The organism is Rhizobium sp. CC1099 (assembly GCF_029714385.1).
Taxonomy (GTDB): Bacteria; Pseudomonadota; Alphaproteobacteria; order Rhizobiales; family Rhizobiaceae; genus Rhizobium.
The window spans coordinates 2,799,936-2,818,409 of the sequence record NZ_CP121641.1 but is presented as its reverse complement, the minus strand read 5'-3'; the positions used below and the strand labels follow the sequence as shown (position 1 = coordinate 2,818,409).

At 56.1% G+C, this 18,474-nt stretch carries 15 protein-coding genes and 1 pseudogene; 9 read left to right on the top strand and 7 right to left on the bottom strand.

Translation table 11 applies throughout. The features are described 5' to 3' along the window. Positions 1-22 precede the first annotated feature (22 nt). From QA644_RS14270 to QA644_RS14255, 4 genes are all read left to right on the top strand, one after another. Positions 23-1,618, top strand: a complete 1,596-nt coding sequence (locus QA644_RS14270) for an LTA synthase family protein (protein WP_283069117.1) — start codon at positions 23-25, stop codon at positions 1,616-1,618. Further along, complete coding sequence (locus QA644_RS14265) at positions 1,615-2,913, top strand: capsular biosynthesis protein (protein WP_283069115.1); 1,299 nt, start codon at positions 1,615-1,617, stop codon at positions 2,911-2,913. Before QA644_RS14270 ends, QA644_RS14265 begins: the two co-directional genes overlap by 4 nt. Positions 2,914-3,181: 268 nt before the next feature. Next, the gene (locus QA644_RS14260) at positions 3,182-4,030 is read left to right on the top strand and encodes a glycosyl transferase (protein ID WP_283069113.1); all 849 of its coding nucleotides are present in this window, start codon (positions 3,182-3,184) and stop codon (positions 4,028-4,030) included. Positions 4,031-4,314: 284 nt separating this feature from the next. Beyond that, positions 4,315-6,387 (top strand): acyltransferase family protein, encoded by a 2,073-nt coding sequence (locus tag QA644_RS14255; protein ID WP_283069111.1) that lies wholly within the window; start codon positions 4,315-4,317, stop codon positions 6,385-6,387. 216 nt (positions 6,388-6,603) lie between these two features. Here QA644_RS14255 and QA644_RS14250 read toward each other — a convergent pair whose 3' ends face one another. Continuing rightward, entirely contained in the window at positions 6,604-6,999 is a 396-nt protein-coding gene (locus QA644_RS14250; protein ID WP_283069110.1) for a hypothetical protein, read from the bottom strand. Between the two features lie 1,120 nt (positions 7,000-8,119). Here QA644_RS14250 and QA644_RS14245 point away from each other — a divergent pair. Then, positions 8,120-10,132, top strand: a complete 2,013-nt coding sequence (locus tag QA644_RS14245; RefSeq protein ID WP_283069109.1) for an acyltransferase family protein — start codon at positions 8,120-8,122, stop codon at positions 10,130-10,132. 359 nt (positions 10,133-10,491) lie between these two features. Here the strand turns inward: QA644_RS14245 and QA644_RS14240 are convergent, their stop codons facing one another. After that, positions 10,492-11,463 carry a glycosyltransferase family 92 protein gene (locus QA644_RS14240; protein WP_283069108.1) on the bottom strand — a complete coding sequence of 324 codons (972 nt, stop codon included), beginning with the start codon at positions 11,461-11,463 and terminating at the stop codon, positions 10,492-10,494. Positions 11,464-11,713: 250 nt separating this feature from the next. Here QA644_RS14240 and QA644_RS14235 point away from each other — a divergent pair, with 250 nt between their 5' ends. The 4 genes and pseudogenes from QA644_RS14235 to QA644_RS14220 all read left to right on the top strand — a co-directional run bounded on the left by QA644_RS14235 (position 11,714) and on the right by QA644_RS14220 (position 14,108). Beyond that, on the top strand, positions 11,714-12,418 hold the full coding sequence (locus QA644_RS14235; protein WP_283069107.1) for a glycosyltransferase: 705 nt from the start codon (positions 11,714-11,716) through the stop codon (positions 12,416-12,418). Between the two features lie 68 nt (positions 12,419-12,486). Continuing rightward, complete coding sequence (locus QA644_RS14230) at positions 12,487-13,296, top strand: 3-deoxy-manno-octulosonate cytidylyltransferase (protein ID WP_145612052.1); 810 nt, start codon at positions 12,487-12,489, stop codon at positions 13,294-13,296. A 72-nt stretch (positions 13,297-13,368) separates the two neighbouring features. Beyond that, positions 13,369-13,492: pseudogene (locus QA644_RS14225) on the top strand (IS3 family transposase); the annotation flags it as partial. Positions 13,493-13,820: 328 nt separating this feature from the next. Continuing rightward, positions 13,821-14,108 carry a hypothetical protein gene (locus QA644_RS14220; protein WP_026616981.1) on the top strand — a complete coding sequence of 96 codons (288 nt, stop codon included), beginning with the start codon at positions 13,821-13,823 and terminating at the stop codon, positions 14,106-14,108. Between the two features lie 126 nt (positions 14,109-14,234). On the opposite strand, the gene QA644_RS14215 is transcribed toward QA644_RS14220, so the two are convergent. The 5 genes from QA644_RS14215 to QA644_RS14195 form a co-directional block, all read right to left on the bottom strand. Then, positions 14,235-14,678, bottom strand: coding sequence for a VOC family protein (locus tag QA644_RS14215; protein ID WP_283069105.1), 444 nt, complete (start codon positions 14,676-14,678; stop codon positions 14,235-14,237). A 95-nt stretch (positions 14,679-14,773) separates the two neighbouring features. After that, positions 14,774-16,330 (bottom strand): IS66 family transposase, encoded by a 1,557-nt coding sequence (locus QA644_RS14210; RefSeq protein WP_283069104.1) that lies wholly within the window; start codon positions 16,328-16,330, stop codon positions 14,774-14,776. A 68-nt stretch (positions 16,331-16,398) separates the two neighbouring features. Next, a complete protein-coding gene (tnpB, locus tag QA644_RS14205) occupies positions 16,399-16,752 on the bottom strand; it encodes an IS66 family insertion sequence element accessory protein TnpB (RefSeq protein WP_283069103.1) in 354 nt (117 codons plus the stop codon). Next, a complete protein-coding gene (locus tag QA644_RS14200) occupies positions 16,749-17,138 on the bottom strand; it encodes a transposase (protein WP_283069102.1) in 390 nt (129 codons plus the stop codon). The genes tnpB and QA644_RS14200 overlap by 4 nt, the downstream gene beginning before the upstream one ends. A 147-nt stretch (positions 17,139-17,285) precedes the next feature. Continuing rightward, complete coding sequence (locus tag QA644_RS14195) at positions 17,286-18,365, bottom strand: polysaccharide pyruvyl transferase family protein (RefSeq protein WP_283069100.1); 1,080 nt, start codon at positions 18,363-18,365, stop codon at positions 17,286-17,288. Between the last annotated feature and the right edge of the window lie 109 nt (positions 18,366-18,474).

Sequence of the window (18,474 nt, the reverse complement as noted above, 5' to 3'; positions counted from 1 at the left end):
TGTTGCCGGTAATAGAAAATCGATGGTTCCGTTGCGCTTACATGATGTCCCCCTTCTATTGGTCGCCTCCTGCTTCGTCCTGACGTGCATCTTCGTCTACGCAACGGACTGGTTTGCGATGCCGTCTGCCGTCTATCGTCAGAACAAGATCGAGCGAACACCCGCACGCTATGCGCTCGATCTTGCGGCGCGCCTTCCGGTTATCGCTCTGGTCTTTGCGGGTTTCTTTTCGGTGACGTGGCGGCCGATCTACGCCATGCAGGCGACGATGAGCTTCTTTGTGATTTTCACCGGGATTTCGCGCGCGAAGTTCAAGTTCATCCGTGAGCCGCTGATTTTCTCCGACATCGCGCTCGTCGTCGATGTCTTCAAATACAAGGAGATCTTCTACGCGACCTCGCTAAACGTCTTCTTCTGGATATTCTCGTTCCTTTACGTCTTCGGCGTGACCGGGCTCTATTTCTATTTCGAGCCGCATATCTTGCCTGACAGCGCACGGGTGTTCTGGGTGCTGGTCGGACTTGCCGTTGCCTTCGGCCCGTGGCTGGCGCTTTTCTACGGCCCTGTGAACGGGCCGGTTTCGCGGGCCACTCAGCAGCTGGTTGGACCGATCGATATCAAGAAGAATACGGTCCGCTTCGGCACGTTCACATCTGTCGTTCTTCATTTCATCATATGGCTCGGCCGCCGCCGCGAGAAGATCGTGCACGAGCTGTCCGAAATGCTGAAATCTGCGCTGCATGATCTTTGGGATCCGGACGGCGATGAGGAGCCGCCGCTCATTGTCATCTGGCAGTCGGAATCCTTCATCGATCTTCGTCATTTCGAGGTCAAAGACCTTAAGCTTCCCAACCTTGATCGGCTGCGGAAGCGGGCGGCGCAATGGGGTCGTATGACGAGCGTTTTTGAGGGCGGTTATACGCTTCGCACCGAATTTGCAGTCTTAAGCGGCCTTCAACCGGACGACGTGCATATCGATGCGAGCTATCCCTATCTGAGCGCAAGCCAATATGCGGATGTCGTTTGGCCGAACAAACTGAAGCAGGCCGGCTGGAAGACGCAGTTCATTCATCCCTACGACCGCACCTTCTTCCTGCGCCACAAGGCGATGCCGCAGCTTGGCTTCGATCACATGATGATGCTCGATGAATTCGATCATAATCCGGAGCGCGACGGCCCTTATGTCAGCGATCAGGCGCTGACGAAAAACGTGATCCGCGAGATCGAAAAGGATCCGGGCATCAAGAATTTCCTGTTCGTCGCCTCGATGGCTAACCATGGCCCCTGGGAGCCTGGTCGTGTCGGGGATCTCACGAATCCTGTGGAGATCTATTCCGAGCTGCTTCGACGCGCCGATCATGCGCTTGGAAATTTGGCACATCATCTCGACACACTGGACCGGCCAGTCTGGTTGCTCTTTTACGGAGATCACGCGCCGCTCTTGAAGGCTTTCGCTGATCCGTTTCCGGATCCTCGTACCGATTATATGATTGTGCCGCTTGGTCGCGCTCGGGCGCATTCGCAGCGTCCGGTCCCGCCCCGGGAAGAAGCGCCGTGGAACCTGCTCGGAACGCTGCTGCGCTATGCCGGTCTCAGCAAAGAGTTGCCCGCGGAATGATCGTGCCGGTCCGCTCAGAGGAGATGGCGAAACGCGCCTTCCTGTTTCTCCAGGGGCCATCGTCCATCCTCTATCGTCGGATCGCGGACCACCTTGAGGCAGCCGATTGCGCGTGCCTCCGCGTCAACCTTAATAGCGGAGACTGGCTATTCTGGCGCAGGCGAGGTGCCTTGAACTATCGCGGGCCCTTCGCCGCCTGGCCGGGTTATGTCCGTCATCTCATCGCGGACCGCAAGATCACCGACCTTATCGTCCACGGAGAGGAAAGACCCTACCACCATGCTGCCATCGCCGAAGCCCGCGCAATGGGCGTTTCGATCTACACCATCGAGATGGGGCATTTGAGGCCTGATTGGGTGACGATCGAGCGCGAAGGCCTTTCGTCCAATTCGCGCTTTCCCGTTGATCCGGCTCATATACTTGCGGCTGCGGAAGGCCTGCCGGAACCGGATTGGAACAGGCGCTACAGTCATACTTTCCTCTCGGAAGCGATTGCCGATCTGCTTTACTATCTGCCGACCGTGTTCTTCTCGCTCTTTTATCCTCATTACCGGCGGCACGGGCTGTTTCATCCGCTCGCCGAATATGCCGGCTGGGTGAGGAGGCTCGCAACTGGCCGAAAGAGGGCTCGAGAGGCGAATTTCAAAGTTGGCCGGCTGTCTTCCGATAACGCAGCGTTCTTTGTCTATCCCCTGCAGATTGAGACCGACTATCAGTTGCGCGCCCATTCGCCGTTCCACAGCCAGAGGGATGCGATCCGTTTTATCCTGCGCTCATTTGCCGAGCACGCACCGCAAGAAGCGAAGCTGCTCGTCAAAGTCCATCCGCTCGACAACGGGCTTATCGACTGGGACGACTATGTGATCGCCACCGCCCTGTCGCTCGGCCTGTCCGGCCGCGTGCAGGTTATCGACGGCGGTGACCTCTCGGCGCTGATCGCTGCAAGCCGGGGCATGGTCACCGTCAATTCGACAGCTGCGCTTTCCGCATTGCAGGCTGGAAAGCCTGTTAAGACGCTCGGAGTTACGATTTATGATATCGAAGGGCTGACGGATCCAAAGTCCATCGATCGTTTCTGGCAAGATCCACAACCGCCATCACGCAAGCTTCTTGACGCGTTCATCCGATTGCTCGCCGCTTCCGTGCAGGTTCGCGGCAACTTCTATTCGCGAACAGGAGCGGAGGCTGCTGCCGAAAGCATCGCTTCGAGGTTGCTGGCGCGAAATGTTAACGAGCCGGGCGCCTACGTCGAGTCGTTGATCCGCAAACATCCGATGAAAATAGACGTCCCCTGATCCGCACTGGTTCGCATCCTTCAGCCTATTTCATCAAGGAGGCTCTCACCGTGGGAACACTCACTGACAGTCGAAGTCAAGACTGATGTGACGGCCAATCGCGTAGCCTGCGACTCGCCGCACTGGCTATGTCTAATGGTTCAACGACACCCTGCACCTTAGAAGTTGCCGAGTGCTCGCCAATAAGGCAAAAGGTTACCTCTCATCGCGCGATGAATCTCAAAAAGCGCTAGCAGCATTGAGATTTTAGATAGGAATGGCGGAGTAAATGGCTGTGAGCGAGATGCTACCTGCGGCAGGCACGACGAAACAGGTGATCTGCATAAATTGGGGTACGAAGTTCGGCCCCCCCTATATCAATCGCCTTTATGCCATGGTTGCGAGAAACATAACTCCGCCGTTTACCTTCACATGTTTCACCGATAAGCGAGATGGCATTCGGCCTGAGGTTCTTTGCGAGGACCTACCACCATTAGACGTCGCGAAGATGCCAGAGAAATCTCCCGGGATTTGGAATAAGGCGCGGCTTTGGGGCGAAACTTTAGGGTCACTCAGCGGCCCAGTTTTGTTCCTCGATTTGGACCTTGTGATTGTTGCGTCACTCGATCCGTTTTTTGAGGTTGGCAGCGCCGACGACGTTGTCATGGCGCGCAATCAGACCACGCCATTTGAAAAGCTCGGACAGACATCGCTATTTCGATTTCCGGTGGGCAAGCTCGCACCACTGCAAGAAAAGTTTAAGGCGGCACCACAGGTGATTGCGGATCAATACCGGTTCGAGCAGCGTTTCGTAACCAGGAACGCTCCGGATGGTCCGAAGTTTTTCCCGCGCGAGTGGGTGCTGCACTTTCGTCAAGATTGCCGCCGTGCATGGCCGCTCAATTACTTCCTTGCACCGCGGCTCCCCCAGAGCGCAAAAGTAGTCATTTTCCCTCGTGGCCTTCGCCCAGAGCAGGCGATAAGAGGAAAGTACCACGAACGGGGCGCCGACACTCCGTTTGGACATCTCATGGCAGTTTTCAACAAGAGAAAGCGGCTGAAGCGGGACTCGTTCTTCGCGCATCTTCGGCATTTTATCCTCCCGACACGCTGGGTCGCGGATCACTGGAGGGAGTAAGCATGTTAAACCTGCCGATTCTCTTCGCAGGCCCGGCGACAATCGGCCTTATGATTTGGCTAGCCGCTAGGCCGAGGCTGCAGCGATCCCGTTTCGTCCGAACGAAGCTACCCGGTCCTCGGAGCGCCGGCTGAGCAATGCTCGGGCCTGTTTACTCGCTCAGCGGCTGCGGAGACGTCCTTGATTGAAAATATAACGATGACGCAGTCCTTGCCTCATTGCGGGCAAATCGCACGGCTACGGATAGCCGCGATTCAGCGGTCGAACTTTCCAAAGGAGCCGAAATGATATTGAGCCAAAGCCGGCCCAGTTATAGGGCCGAGCTCGATGGGCTGCGCGCCGTCGCCGTTATACCGGTTGTACTCTATCATATCGGCCTGGCCTGGCTTCCCGGCGGCTTCGTTGGCGTCGATGTTTTCTTTGTCCTCTCCGGCTATTTCATGGCCAGAATTATCTCGTCGGAGATCGCGGCGGGCTCCTTCAATATCTGGCAGTTCTACAGCCGCCGCATCAGACGAATTTTGCCCGCGCTCACCGCGGTTCTTGCCGCAAGCACGATCGCGGCGTGGTTCCTGTTCATGCCTCAGGAGTTCGAATACTTCGCTAAAAGTCTGATCGGAGCAGCTACTTTTACCGCCAATATACTGTTCCAAAAAGAAAGCGGCTACTTCGATCTTGAAGCGCACACGAAGCCCTTGCTTCACACGTGGTCACTGAGCGTCGAAGAGCAATTCTACATATTCTTTCCGCTTACCCTCCTGCTGACGCGGAAGTCGCGCGCAGTGACATTGGCAGTTTTGATAGCGGCATTCTTTTTGTCATTTGCCGCCAGCTGCTGGGCGGCCTTCAACGCTACATCTCAGGGGTTTTACCTGCTTCCTTTTCGGGTATGGGAGCTCCTACTTGGGTCGCTGGTTGCCCTTGTTCCTGCACCGAAACTGACGCAGCGCAGCGAAAGCTTGATGGCTGGGGTTGGCCTGCTTGGAATCATTGCTGCTTTCTTCGCCTACAATGTTGACACGCCCTTTCCTGGTTACTACGCGCTCCTGCCGTGCCTGTCTGCTGCCGCAGTGATATTTTCACAGGCCCGGGGGAGCTGGAGTTACGCCCTTCTAAAGGCGCCCCCGATGATGTTCATCGGAAAGATTTCCTACTCTGTCTATCTCTGGCACTGGCCCATTATCGTTTTTACCCGCTACCTCAACCTCGGAATGGAGGCCTGGTTGGAAGGCGCAATGGTCTTTGCTTGCGCGCTCGCGCTCGGATACCTCTCGTGGCGTTTTATCGAGCAACCATTCAGGCACGGCGGCGGCATGAGCATAGTCACGCCGCTTGTTTCGGGCGCGGCGGCAGTTGCGGCCTCGGTTGTAGTTGCGAGCACGATCATTGCCTATCATGGGATGCCGTGGCGTCTCAGTGGGGAAGCGCTCCAGCTTTATGCGGCAACTTACGATCAAAGTCCTTTTTCTCAGCCGCGTTGCTTTGCCGATACCAACGGAAACGGCCTGTCCGTCGCGGCCATAGAGGAAGGCCGGCTTTGCGTTGTGGGTGATCACTCCACAACTGCTCCCCCGTCTTTTGTCGTTTGGGGAGACTCGCATTCGGCCGCGATGGCTCCTGCAATCGATCTTGCAGCGCGTAAGGCAGGAATAAAGGGTGTACTTGTCGGTCGTGGCGGTTGCCCACCGCTCCCTAACGCCGCATTTTCATCTCAAAAGAACGTCGAACGCTGCGTCGATCACAACAAGGCGGCGCTTTCATTCATTGAAACACAGAAGATCCCTTATGTATTTCTAGTCGCGTACTGGCCAAAATATGTCCACCGATCCGAGCTGCCTAATCAGGGCATCTTCTTCGATCCTAACATTGCTCCACCCGTCGAAGACTGGTCCGGGCCGGTGCGAAAGAGCCTCGAGGAAACCATCACGCGGTTAGACGCGGCTGGCACGAAGTCTGTATTGGTACTTGACGTTCCTGAAATGGGCGTACCGGTCCCCGAAGCACTAGCGAGAGCCGTAACGACAAGCCGCTCTGAGGATATTGCTCCCTCGCGCGACTACACCGATCAAAGACAGTCGTTGGCAAGAATGGTGCTGAACGATGTCGCCAAGCGCAAGAACGCCTATCTCGTAGACCCTCTCCCTAAGCTGTGCGACGCTACCCGTTGCCACGCGATCATTAAAGACACTGTAATGTACAAGGACGCCGATCATCTTTCCGCATCGGGTGCTAGAATTCTTGCTCCCATCTTCGACGGTGTGATCAGCGTGATTGCGCATTCCATTCCTGCGCAAGCAGTTGGCGGGAAGCCTGGATCGTCAGAAGCGATAAAACCACCATTCGATGTGTCGTTTTAGTATACGCAAGGGGTGCATGCTCTGCTGCTTCTCTTGACCTATGGCTTTGCGGCTCGCACCACTACCCAAAGCTAGGTCTTGCCAGTCATGGCCGTGCGGGGGCGCCTTGACACTGCGGCCTTAACGGGTGTCGGCATGGCTGAATTGAGGCCGAAATGATATCTATTCCATTGAGCGGGCAATGATACCATTTCGCTTACTCCTGGGCAGAACACGTTAACTGCGGGCAACAGAGATCGGGCTAGCCATGTGTTTTTCGATGTCATCCCTGTTTCGAACGAGGGGAAGGCCGATTTGTGCGGAGAGCTCGCCCTCCGTGGTGAACACATTCCCGCGATTTCGAAGCTGCGTCAGCACAAAAGTGTCCTCCGCGATCTGTCGCCGAAGCTTGCCCTTGTCGTTGTAAGAATGGCCCATTTTCGTCACGGAGAACCCGGCCAGGGTCACTGATGGCGCGCCCATGAAAAGGGCGTAACAAACAGCCGCAACTCCGTTTGTGACTTTTCCCAGTTCTCCCACACCGGGGGGAAGGCCACCGCTCACGGCGGTGACGATCGCCTCACGCTCATCCTTGGTGGCGCGCATCAGACTCTTGTACTGCACCTGGGGCATCAGCAGCAGCCTCAGTCGCATAAACCATAGAGGTTTCGTGTGAAGCCATAAAAGACCTCTCGTTCTCACGTGAGGATGCTCATCCCAAGACTTCTTTCTCTTTCGAAACGTCAGGTCGGCCGGTGGGAGACCCAAGGCGGCAGCCGTCTTGCCCGAGTTGTTGACATCGACGCGAGCGCAATGTCCGATCAAGTCAGCCGGTATTGTAGGGGACGGGGCGGAGCCGAGGATCAACCACGGCTGATCGCGAATGTCGAGCTGCGAGAGCCAGAGGCGGTGTTTTTCCCGGAGGATTTCGAGCGCGTCAGGTCCAACTGTCATCTAGAAATTTCCGTCGCTTAGTTTGCAAGGAGAGGTTCTCTTCAGTACATGCGCCATGTCTTGCACAACCCAATCGACGTGTCCACTCCGCGCTGAATTTCCGTGATGCCGTTAATCGCGGCAGTTTATATTCGGCGGTTACCCTCCCGCACACTAAGGACGGTTTGATGCACGGTCACTTGAACAACTTGGCCGCGATGATATGATTCAGTTGTCGTGAAGGCCCTGTTGGGCTGCGACGGGCATATCGGCCGGAAGATCGTGGCTACCCCGCATCTGCGGTACATCGGCCCGATTCTGCATCCGACGGAAGCAAGTCACGGCGATTTTCGAGATTAATACTGCATTTTCTGATTCTCTTTTCGTGGGCCGGAGGGACCGCGGCGCTGAAGAACATGGCTTTCGCCAAGCGCTTCAATTTGTCCGTTATATCCCGTTACGTCCGATGCCGACAGTGTGGCTATCATTCCTCCGAACACCGCTGTGGCCTTCCTCCGCGCGAGTGATCGAGGTTTGTGCTTGCAGGCTCAGCGATGGAAATGATGCCGTCGCAAAAAAGTCCATGTTCGGTTTGTGACTGACCATAAAGGCCGGCCCGCCTGGATCTTGCATATGCACGATCTTCTCTGTGCCGGCGTTGCCTAGCGACATTTCGCGAGCAGGTGATTGACGAGGCCAACGGCTCGGCTACAAGTAGCCGGCCTCCAAAAAGGTTGAGCAGATTACATTACCCATGCCTGAGGCAACGTCCGCGGTCGGTAGTTCTTAGAGGAGCAGCTCGATTTTAACATATCGACCCATGGAGTATCGACCCGGCTTGGACGGATTGCGAGCCGTGGCAATCTTGCCGGTGCTCCTATTTCATGCAGGTTTCGGGGTGTTCAGCGGCGGCTTCGTCGGTGTCGATGTGTTCTTCGTCCTCTCGGGATTTTTCATGGCGAGGATCATCCTGGCCGACCTTGACCGCGGCAGATTCAGTCTTCTGGAGTTTTATATCCGGCGCATGCGGCGCATCTTCCCGGCGCTGTTCTCAATGATGGCTGTTTCGGCTGTCGCGGCATGGTTCTTGTTCATGCCACAGGAATTTTGGTATTTTGCTGATAGCCTAATAGCCGCCGCATTGTTCACTTCAAATGTTCTGTTTCATCGCGAGAGTGGCTATTTTGATATTGCCGCCGAGGTGAAGCCTTTGCTTCATACTTGGTCCCTGTCTGTCGAGGAGCAGTTCTACCTTGTTTTCCCCGTCGCGCTTTTCATTTGCTATAAATTTGCAGGCAGACGCATGTTCGGGATCGTTTTGGCGGTCTCGCTTCTGTCGTTTATAGCAAGCATCTTCGAAGTATATCATAAACCGGAGAAAGCATTTTACCTGCTGCATTTCCGCGTTTGGGAATTGCTAATAGGAGTTCTGGTCGCTATTGCGCCGCAAGCGAACTATCGAGCCCGCGCGTCTCAAGCCATGACAGCACTGGGGCTCGTTGCAATCTTCGCAACCGTCTTTCTCTATTCTCCTAGCACTCCTTTCCCGGGGTTCAATGCCGCAGTTCCCTGTGTTGGTACGGCCCTTGTGATCCACGCCAATTGCCGAGATGGCTTGATTGCCCGCTTTCTCGACAATCCCGTTTCGGTCTTTATCGGCCGCATCTCGTATTCCCTCTATCTTTGGCACTGGCCCGTTATCGTGTTTTCGCGCTCCGCTCTTGAACACGAGCTGACGACCGAGTGGGCACTGACGGTCGTCACACTGTCGTTCGCGTTGGCCTACCTTTCTTGGAGGTTTGTAGAGCAACCCGCCCGACATGGGAGGCTAGCGCCCTCGGGTGCGGCCATAGCCGGCCTGAGCAGCGCCGCAATTGTTTCGGCGGTCGCCTTCGGAACTGTCGTCAAAAGATTTGAAGGCATTCCCCATCGTTTACCCGAAGAGGCGCTCCGGCTTTACCAAGCCACTCATGATGAGAGCCCGTTTTTCTCTCGGTTGTGCTTTGCCGATTCGGACGGGGATGGCTTGACCTTGGCTCAGATAAGAAGAGGCGAACTTTGCAGGATTGGAGTGCAATCTTCAAGCGAGCCGCAGTTCCTTGTGTGGGGTGACTCTCACGCCGCGGCCATTGCTCCGGCAATCGACGTTGCGGCGCGCGAGATGGGTCTGTCTGGTATGTTCCTCGGCCGCGCCTCCTGCCCGCCCTTACCGAATGCGGACTTCGGTCCCCCTTGGGCGGTGAAGCGGTGCATCGAGTATAATTCAACAGTAATGTCGTTTATCGAGCAGAGAAAGTTCCCTTTCATCTTCATGGTTGGTTACTGGCCGAAATACGTTCATAGGGCCGAGCTTCCGGGTGGGGGCGTCTTTTTCGACCCGCGTGTAGAACCCTCCTTGGCAGATTGGTCTTCGCCTGTCAGGGCGAGTCTAAACACCACGCTCGCTAAGTTCGCTCACGAGGGGACGAAGGCGGTGCTGGTAATGGATGTGCCGGAGGTTGGCTCCGACGTCCCAGAAGCGCTCGCCAAAGCCGTAGTCGCTAGAAGATCGCTTGATATAGCCCCTCCTCTTGATTACACGAGCAAAAGGCAGGCGTTAGCACGGCGGGTGCTGGACGAGGCAGCCAAATCGAACGGAGCGCTGGTGGTAGACCCCATGGGCGCAATCTGCGATGCTTTCAGGTGTCACGTGATGCGAGAGGGCACTGTCCTGTATAAGGACGGAGATCACCTATCGGCCAAGGGTGCGGCGAGTCTCTCGGAAGTCTTCCGCCCCGTCATGGGTATTATAAGAGCGGGCGTCCCTTCTTTGACGTCTGAAAAGCGATCATGACCTTTCGCTAAAACGCGGCCAGCGGCGCTGGAGGAGAGCCTTAGGGTATTTGATTACCAGTGATGAACTGCAGATCGTCAGCAGGTATCAGCGCATGGCGCTCCTGCACAAGGTCTGCGGGCTGAAACCGCTGAACTCAATGCGGATCAGAAATGCTCAAACGGCATAAACGCCGTATTGTTCGCGCTCTATCACAAGACGCCGGCCGTCATAATCACAGGCATTACCCGAAATCAGTCGGCCATGCCTACAACAAGGAAAACCTGGTGCGGCTGCACACGGATATGGATCGGACGGATACTGGAGCATCTTATCAAGAAGGGATATCCGCTACAGCAGATCCATATGTGTCGCAGGCTTCAGGCATCCCGATTTGGACTGGCGCTTTGCCAGCGTGACAGCGGTGCGACCGACGATATCTCGGGTCGGGAGAGGGCGATCGAGCGACCGGTCACGAATTCGACCATCGAGCGGTCTTCCACTAAACTTGCTTCTATGTTGCGAAGGGTCGTTTCCATTTTCTTCTTCAGGAAATCCGCTGAGACAATGTAGTCGGACCCGCGGGCGATCTTCTCGGCCATTTCCTGAGCCGACTTGCAGTAGTAGTGGTTCAGTTGGAGATACTCGTTTGAATAAAAACTTCGTTTCTTCCTGCCGTCCCTGGTCGTGCGAAATCCTGTGTCATTGACGGTAAGATCGCCGAAGGACCGCGTCTTGAATTGGTGCACCGAAACCTCTACGACTTCGCAGGGATCTACGATGCACTTGAAGTTGGAGAGGTGCTTCGCTTTGCTAAGCGGATCGTCGTTGCGCCACGTATAATTCATGACAACGGGGCCCTGCGGCCTCATCTTATGTCCGCCCGTGCCAAACATATGCCAAGGCAAGGAGAGATTCGGAAATCCCTGTGTTGCTTCCAGCGCTTCCTCGATCGTGCCTCCCTTGCGCGGAAGCAAGAATTCGTCGACGTCGATAAAAGCTATGCGGCTGAATTTACCGCCGAAAGTGGTGACGGCATGGGAGAAGGCGAGAACCTGGCTGTTGATGAATCTCGATTCCACGTACATCTTGCCGGACCATGGAATGATCGTAAGCTCGTCGGCATTGAGAACCGACTGCAATATGCTGCATGTGGCATCGGTCGAGCCGTTATCATAGACGACAAAGTGACTGATCCCGACGGCTTTATGAAACATCGCCCATTCTTCGATATATGATGCCTCGTCTTTAACGATTACGGCAATCGCGATTCCGGACCGGCCTGGCAGAGGCTCCGGCGGAATGATGGCAAGACTATTGATCGGAGTGTTCTTTCGTCTGAACCACGACATTTTGCCGCCTTATGTCCCTGGATTGGAAGAAGTTGAATCTCGTTTCAGGAAAGTCGCGCTATAATAGCGCTGGATTGGAATCAAGTGACGTCGCGGCTTTTTTGAGAGCCGGCCCCGGAAGGCCTCCATGTGAATTGACACAGGGTTTCTGGTGGTGCACAGCTGCGGACCGTCAGAGGAACTTTTCCCTCTCCATGAGAGGGGCGACCTTAAAAGAGGTCTCTGCACAGCCAAAATGAAAGGATCATCGATGAGAGATGCCGTTGCTCGAATTTTTGTCGGTTTTGATTCCAAGGAGGTAGTTGCCTATCATGTTCTGTGCCAGAGTATTATAGAGCACTCCTCGATCCCTGTCGCCTTTTCGCCTATTGTCCTCGATAATCTGAGGGACATTTTCACGCGCGAGCGCAATGCGCTGCAGTCGACGGAGTTCTCCTTCTCTCGCTTTCTGGTTCCCTACCTCAGCAACTATGAGGGGTGGAGTATTTTCATGGATTGCGACATGCTGGCGCGCGCCGACATCGCAGAGCTTTGGAATCTCCGGGATGATCGATATGCTGCGATGTGCGTGAAGCATGACTACGTTCCGAAGGTTGAAACCAAATTTCTAGGCCAGACTCAGACGAAGTATGAGAAGAAGAACTGGTCGAGCATGATCTTGTTCAACAACTCAAAGTGCAGGGCATTGACCAAGGACTTTGTCAACACGGCCACTGGCCTGCAGTTGCACCAGTTCAAGTGGCTAGACTCCGACGAGCAGATTGGCGATATACCCGTCACTTGGAACTACCTGGTAAACGAGTACGACAAGCGCGACGATGCGAAAATCGTTCACTTTACCGATGGCGGCCCATATTTCGACGAGTACAAGAATGACGATTACTCCGACGAATGGTTTGCCATGCGCGAGCGCGTGCTTGCCGTCACCCAGAAGGCTGTCGGGAGCCCAAGTTGATCACGCCTACCGATCAAAGCGCAGGCACGCTTCAGCTTAAGGGCGCCGTCGCTGATCTCTCTGATACTTTGGACTGGAAGAGAGTTTTCTCCCAGTTCTCACACATTGTCCTTGTCGCCAACAGCGGTCTAAATGACGTCCAACTGCTCCAGCGCCATTATCCTGCGAGCACCTTGTTCGTGTTCTTCAACAAGGTCTACAAAACCTTGTCTGAAGATTTCAAAGGCAACGCTATTCTGGTCTCGCGCGGCCAACCCGCGGGAGCAAATATCGTTTACAAAGGCGAAGTGGACGAGGTGCTCGCGTTTTTCGAGCAAGCGACATTTCTTGGCATTCTGAATCTCCGCTTGTCCGTGCTGGAAAAGCTGAATACGTCGGCCGATTTCCACGGCGCCCCGACTGGTCACCTCGATCTTGTTGGCTTTACCGACCGTTTCTACACTCCCGGAAAAACACCGACCAGCGGCTTTGCGATGGCGATGTGGCTCACAGGTATGAACCTTCCCGGCTCTATCGTACTCGCGGGATTTTCAGCGCGCCGGACCGAAAAGTGGAGAGTGGTTGCTGCGCACGATTGGAGTTTTGAGCAAACTTGCTTTAGACTGCTTGCAAGGGCCGACAAGATTTCGATACATGATGGCGTTGCAATAAACGCTTACGAGAATTTGAGTGATCTCTTTCCGGAAATCTCAAAGACGGACATTGCCTTGGCCGCTGCAGAGGTGTTTTCCGAGCGTCTCGGGAACACCGATGCCGAGGTCGATAAACTTATCAGTCTGACTGGCGCGGCGCGGAAGATCGATCAGATGTTTAGATCGCTCAGACCGGCGTGGATGAAAAAAAAGAAGCCGCATTTTCCTGGGCCCAAAGCAGAATAGATCAACGGCGAACGAACTTTCATTGCTGAACGTCTGGCGTGCGGCCGCAGCCGCTTCCACGCTCATTTGTTAATGAGCCTTGACGACGCGCGGGCGAAGATGGAGGATCGGTAACGAATTTCGGCCACATAGCGCCATCGGCAACAAGGTGCCGATCTCGCTCATGAACGGCTCATCGGCCCCATGGCCAGGCTGAGCTTAAACTCGGAAAATTCCAGCTCCGCGTTGCCTAAAGTCGGGTAGCAGGTAAGCGTTGTTCTGACTCCACCTTCGTCGGCGCGGACGATAGGGAGACGATCCAATCTGACGATCCGGCTTAGGCGCTTCCGAAGGCATCGGTCGCGAACTGCTTTGGTCGACCGGTCACAAGATCGAGCGGTTGTATCAGAAGGCCATTGGCGAGCGCCGCGGTCCGTCGTTAATCGGCAACGCTTGGAGCACTCGCAAACGTCCGCTATTGTCATACCGTGGGGTCTTTTCGAAGTTGAGCGTTGGGCCCTCGGCACCGAGAAGGTCAAGCAGACATGAAGCTCGTCCTCATCGCTCTCGCTGTCGCCCATAACTGGTATTCCGGCCACCATGATCCGGTCACCGGCTACGAATGCTGCGACAACAAGGACTGCCGGGTCATCAGCCCGCGCTATGTCGAGCCGCTGCCGGGCGGCAACTTCAACATCCGCACCGGGTCCAAGACAAGATACTTCATCCCCAAGAACCGGGTTTTGGAGAGCGAAGACAGCCAGTATCACATTTGCACGTCCGCCCCGCATATGACGATCCGCTGCTTCTTCGCGCCACGCGGGCTCACTTGAGAGGTAGGCTGAGCCTCCGGCCGGACACTGCGCGCAGTAAGCGGTGTCGAGCTTACACTTTGACCGAGCTGCGTTTTGCAGTGCCGAGTGCTGTAGGACATGACGGGGATGGCGACCATGCAGCCATTAGCGGCCAGTGCTCGTTTGCTCAAGCTCAAGGACGTTTCCCTCTGGATCGCGTGCGTACGCGATCAGATATGGCTTCTCTGGTGTCCCAAAATCCGTGATGTTGCCGATCTGCGAGCCCCCAGCTTGAAGAATCTTCGAAAGTGCGTCGCTTATATCCTCCATTTGGAATGATAGGTGGCCGAAGCCTGGTTCGTTGACCCTTGGCTGATCACGATGATGGGTAACCGTATGCTCGTGTATTTCCAGAAATGGGCGTTCAAGTTCGGGGAATTTGAGCCAGATCGTGTATATCTCAGAGTTCGGAAGGCCATTTCCTCGCGAAACGATTTCCCCGGACAACATTTTGGGTGCGCGAAGCAATTCGCATTTCATGACGTTTATGTAGAACGCTGCGAGCGCTTCTGCATCGCGAGCTACCAAGTTGATGTGAGCAAGTGTCATGGCGTTCGTCATCCTCGTCTATGAGGCGACCATATCGATTGGTCGAGGGCAACGGAAGAAGTCGCCTTTGTGTCGACTCAGGCCTTTGGGCACATCTACTCCGCCGGGTAATTCCATGGCAAAAGCTCACCAATCCGGCTCTGCCTGTGGCCGTTGACGATGGCAGTGAGCACGGCGGTCAGGTAGGCCAGCGGATCGACGGCATTGAGTTTGCAGGTCTCTACGAGCGAGGCGATGGTTGCCCAGTTCTCGGCCCCAGTGTCGTGCCCGGCAAAGAGCGCATTCTTGCGGTTGAGGGCGATAGGCCGGATGGTCCGCTCGACGCTGTTGTTGTCGATCTCGATGCGACCGTCGGTCAGGAACAGCTTGAGACCATCCCAGTATTTGGCGATGTAGGCCAAAGCCTCACCGAGCGGGGACTTGGCCGCGACGCGCGAACGTTGATGGACGAGCCAGGCCTGCATGTCGGCGATCAGCGGGGCAGATCGTTCCTGTCGCCCGGCGAGGCGAGCCTCCGGGTGAAGGCCGCGCAATTCGGCTTCGATCCGATACAGTTCTCCGATCCGTTTGACGCCGTCCTCGGCAATAGGTGCTGCTCCGTTGCGGGTGATCTCCACGAGCTTGCGGCGAGCGTGGGCCCAACAATAGGCAAGCCGAATGTCCGGGCCAATCCGGTCTGGTGCAATCAGCCTGTTGTATCCGGCGTAGCCATCGACCTGCAGGATGCCGGAGAAGCCCTGCAATATCCGTTCGGCATGAATGCCCCCGCGACCGGGAGCGTAGGTGAAGGCCACACCTGGTGGAGCACCGCCGCCCCATGAGCGATCATCTCGCGCCAGCGCCCAGAAGTATCCGGTCTTGGTTTTGCGCGAGCCGGGATCAAGCACCGGAGCACGGGTCTCGTCCATGAAGAGCTTGGACGAGCGCCTCAGGTTGGCAATCAGCGCGTCGAAGACGGGACGCAATTCGAACGCTGCCCGGCCGACCCAATCGGCAAGAGTCGAGCGGTCGAGATCGACGCCCTGGCGGCTCATGATCTGGGCCTGCCGATAGAGCGGTAGATGATCGGCATATTTGGAGACCAGCACATGGGCGACGGTAGCTTCCGTCGGCAGCCCTGCCTGGATCAGCCGTGCTGGAGCCGGGGCCTGAACGACGCCGTCGGTGCAGGCACGGCAGGCATATTTGGGGCGACGGGTGACGATGACGCGGAACTGCGCCGGGACCACGTCCAACCGCTCTGAGACATCTTCGCCGATGCAATGCAAGCAACCGCCGCAGGCGCAGATCAGGCTTTCCGGCTCGATCACCTCTTCGACACGAGGAAGATGTTTTGGAAGAGAGCCGCGATTGGTCGCGCGTGGCCTGGTGACCCTGTTCCCGGCAGAAGCGTCCGCCTCTTCTTCGGCATGGATCGCTGCCATGGCCGTTTCCAGGTCTTCCAGCGCCAGATCGAACTGGTCGGGATCAGTCTTCTCGGACTTGCGCCCGAAGGCTGCCTGTTTGAAGGCCGCGACCAGCTTCTCAAGCCGTTCGATCCGCTCATCCTTGCGGGCAATCTGGGCGTCTTTGCCTGCCTCGCGTGCCCGCGCCGCGACCAGCAACGCCTTCAGGGTGGCAACATCATCGGGAAGATCGGCGGCGTCCAGCATGGCCGGAACCTATCAAATCCCGACCGATCTTGCCTTCGGAATCTGTCGTGCGAGTCATCGTGCCGCAGCTATTCGATGGCTTCCGGTGCTCTCGCCTCGACCGCACGAACCCGCCGCCAATCGAGACCCGCAAACAGGGCTTCGAACTGGGCGTGGCTCAGCGTCATCAGGCCATCCTTGATGCCGGGCCAGGTGAAGGTGTGCTCTTCCAACCTCTTGTAGGCCAGCACGATACCAGAGCCATCCCAGTAGATCAGCTTCAGCCGGTCCGCCTTGCGAGACCGGAACACGAAGACCGTTCCGGTGAACGGGTCCCTGCGCAGCTCGTTCTTCACAAGCGCTGCCAATCCGTCGTGACCCTTGCGGAAGTCGACCGGTTTGGTCGCCACCATGATCCGCACGCGGTTCGATGGGAAGATCATGTCGTCGCCGCCAAGGCACGCGCGATGGCTGCGATCCGGGCAGCAGACGCACCTTCTTCAAGGCGGATCGTGACCGGACCGACGATAACCTCAGCGCGGGAAACCGCCTTGGCAGCCAGCGGCTCCGGCACGGGCGTCTCGATAACCATGGCCGCGAATTCGACTGCTTCTTCCGGCTCCGGCAAAACCAGCTTGCCCTGCCGCGCCAGAGTTCGCCAGGACGACAGATGGTTTGCCTTCAGGCCGTAGCGTTCCGCGACTTCGTTCACCGTCACGCCCGGTCGCAAGCTCTCCGAAACAATCCTGGCCTTGACCTCGTCCGGCCATTGGCGATGAGCCTCACGTCGGCCCCGCCGCGTCGTGAGAACCTCCAACGTAGTCTCCATGGAGAAACTCCTTGTCGCTCTTCCATGGAAGCCCATCCCAGATCAGGCGAATACCGGCAATGTGGGGTCGGAACATCGGTTACGGTAGCAGTCACGGCTTCATCGGAACACGCACCAGGACATGACGAGACGCTGCAACCGAGAGCCCTAATCAATTAAAGAGGCGATATCACGAAACATCGCCGTGGCGTCGCGCTTAGCTCGGGCAACGTACTCTGCAGCAGCAACCTTTTCGGCATCGCCCCATTTGAACTCCGAGCTAAACGCTGAGCCCGCGTCTGTCGCCAGCAACCCCGGAATGCCTGCGTCCATCAGCATACCGCGCGTCTTGGACGTGTTTGACGCAACAGCGACAAAGGGAGTATCGGCAAGAAGGCAGAGACAGGCGGCATGAAAACGTCCCGCGACAACGCCTTTTGCCTGGGCGATCGTTGCCAAAATCTCAGTCGCCGGACGGAAACGAGAAAAGTCTCTAGTCATGGCCCAGCGCTGCATCATGTTTGGCCGGAAGACCGACTTTCGAAAGGCCTTGTATGATATGCGCCCAGGAGAGCGATGAGGCGGAGTCCCCGTCACTTGGCCGCTCGGGGAAAATACCACGCGCGGTCGCAGCTGTTGGTCAATGAAGGGATTTTCCAAGTCACTAGTGTTGAGATTCAAGAAAGTCGTATCCTTCCGTCGAATCGCGAGATCGATGATTTCCTTTTGCGCCACCTTGTTGGCGTTATCCGTGACAACAATTTGTGTATTCCGCTCTGTTCCGGACGCCGGAGAAAATACATTGCTTGAGATCGTCAAATCCGGCACCACATTGACCCTGAGGCCCATTGAAGTGGCGCTTTTTGCGCTCAGAGATTCCCTGACATAGATCTTATCGAAAAAACTGCATGCCTTTGCGATAGCCTCGTCATTTCTTTCGAAAACCGAGTTTATGAGTACGCAAGCCACCCCTGCATCACGGCAAAAAGGCGCGACATCTGCGAGAGCCTTTGCCTGTTTGGTTGCATCATGGAGAGTACCTTCACCGTTAACAATAACGAGGTCTGCGTTTCTTATATGCTCCTGTACAAGTGGCTGCTCACGCCAATCGACATGAACGGATGACGTCGCGCTAATTTCGATGCCCTCTTGAGAGGCGAGGTTTACAATTTGAGCTACAACGAGACGGCATCCAAGGTGCGGCTTTGTAGAGGTATCATTGATCAAAACGGCTTTGCGATTGGCCATGGAAAATCCTGAGAATACGAGAACATGTTTGCCTGCCTTGAGCAGAAGCGGAAGAAGATCGAGTGCCGTAAGAAGGTCAAAACTGGATCTATCCATCGTCGGCCATAAG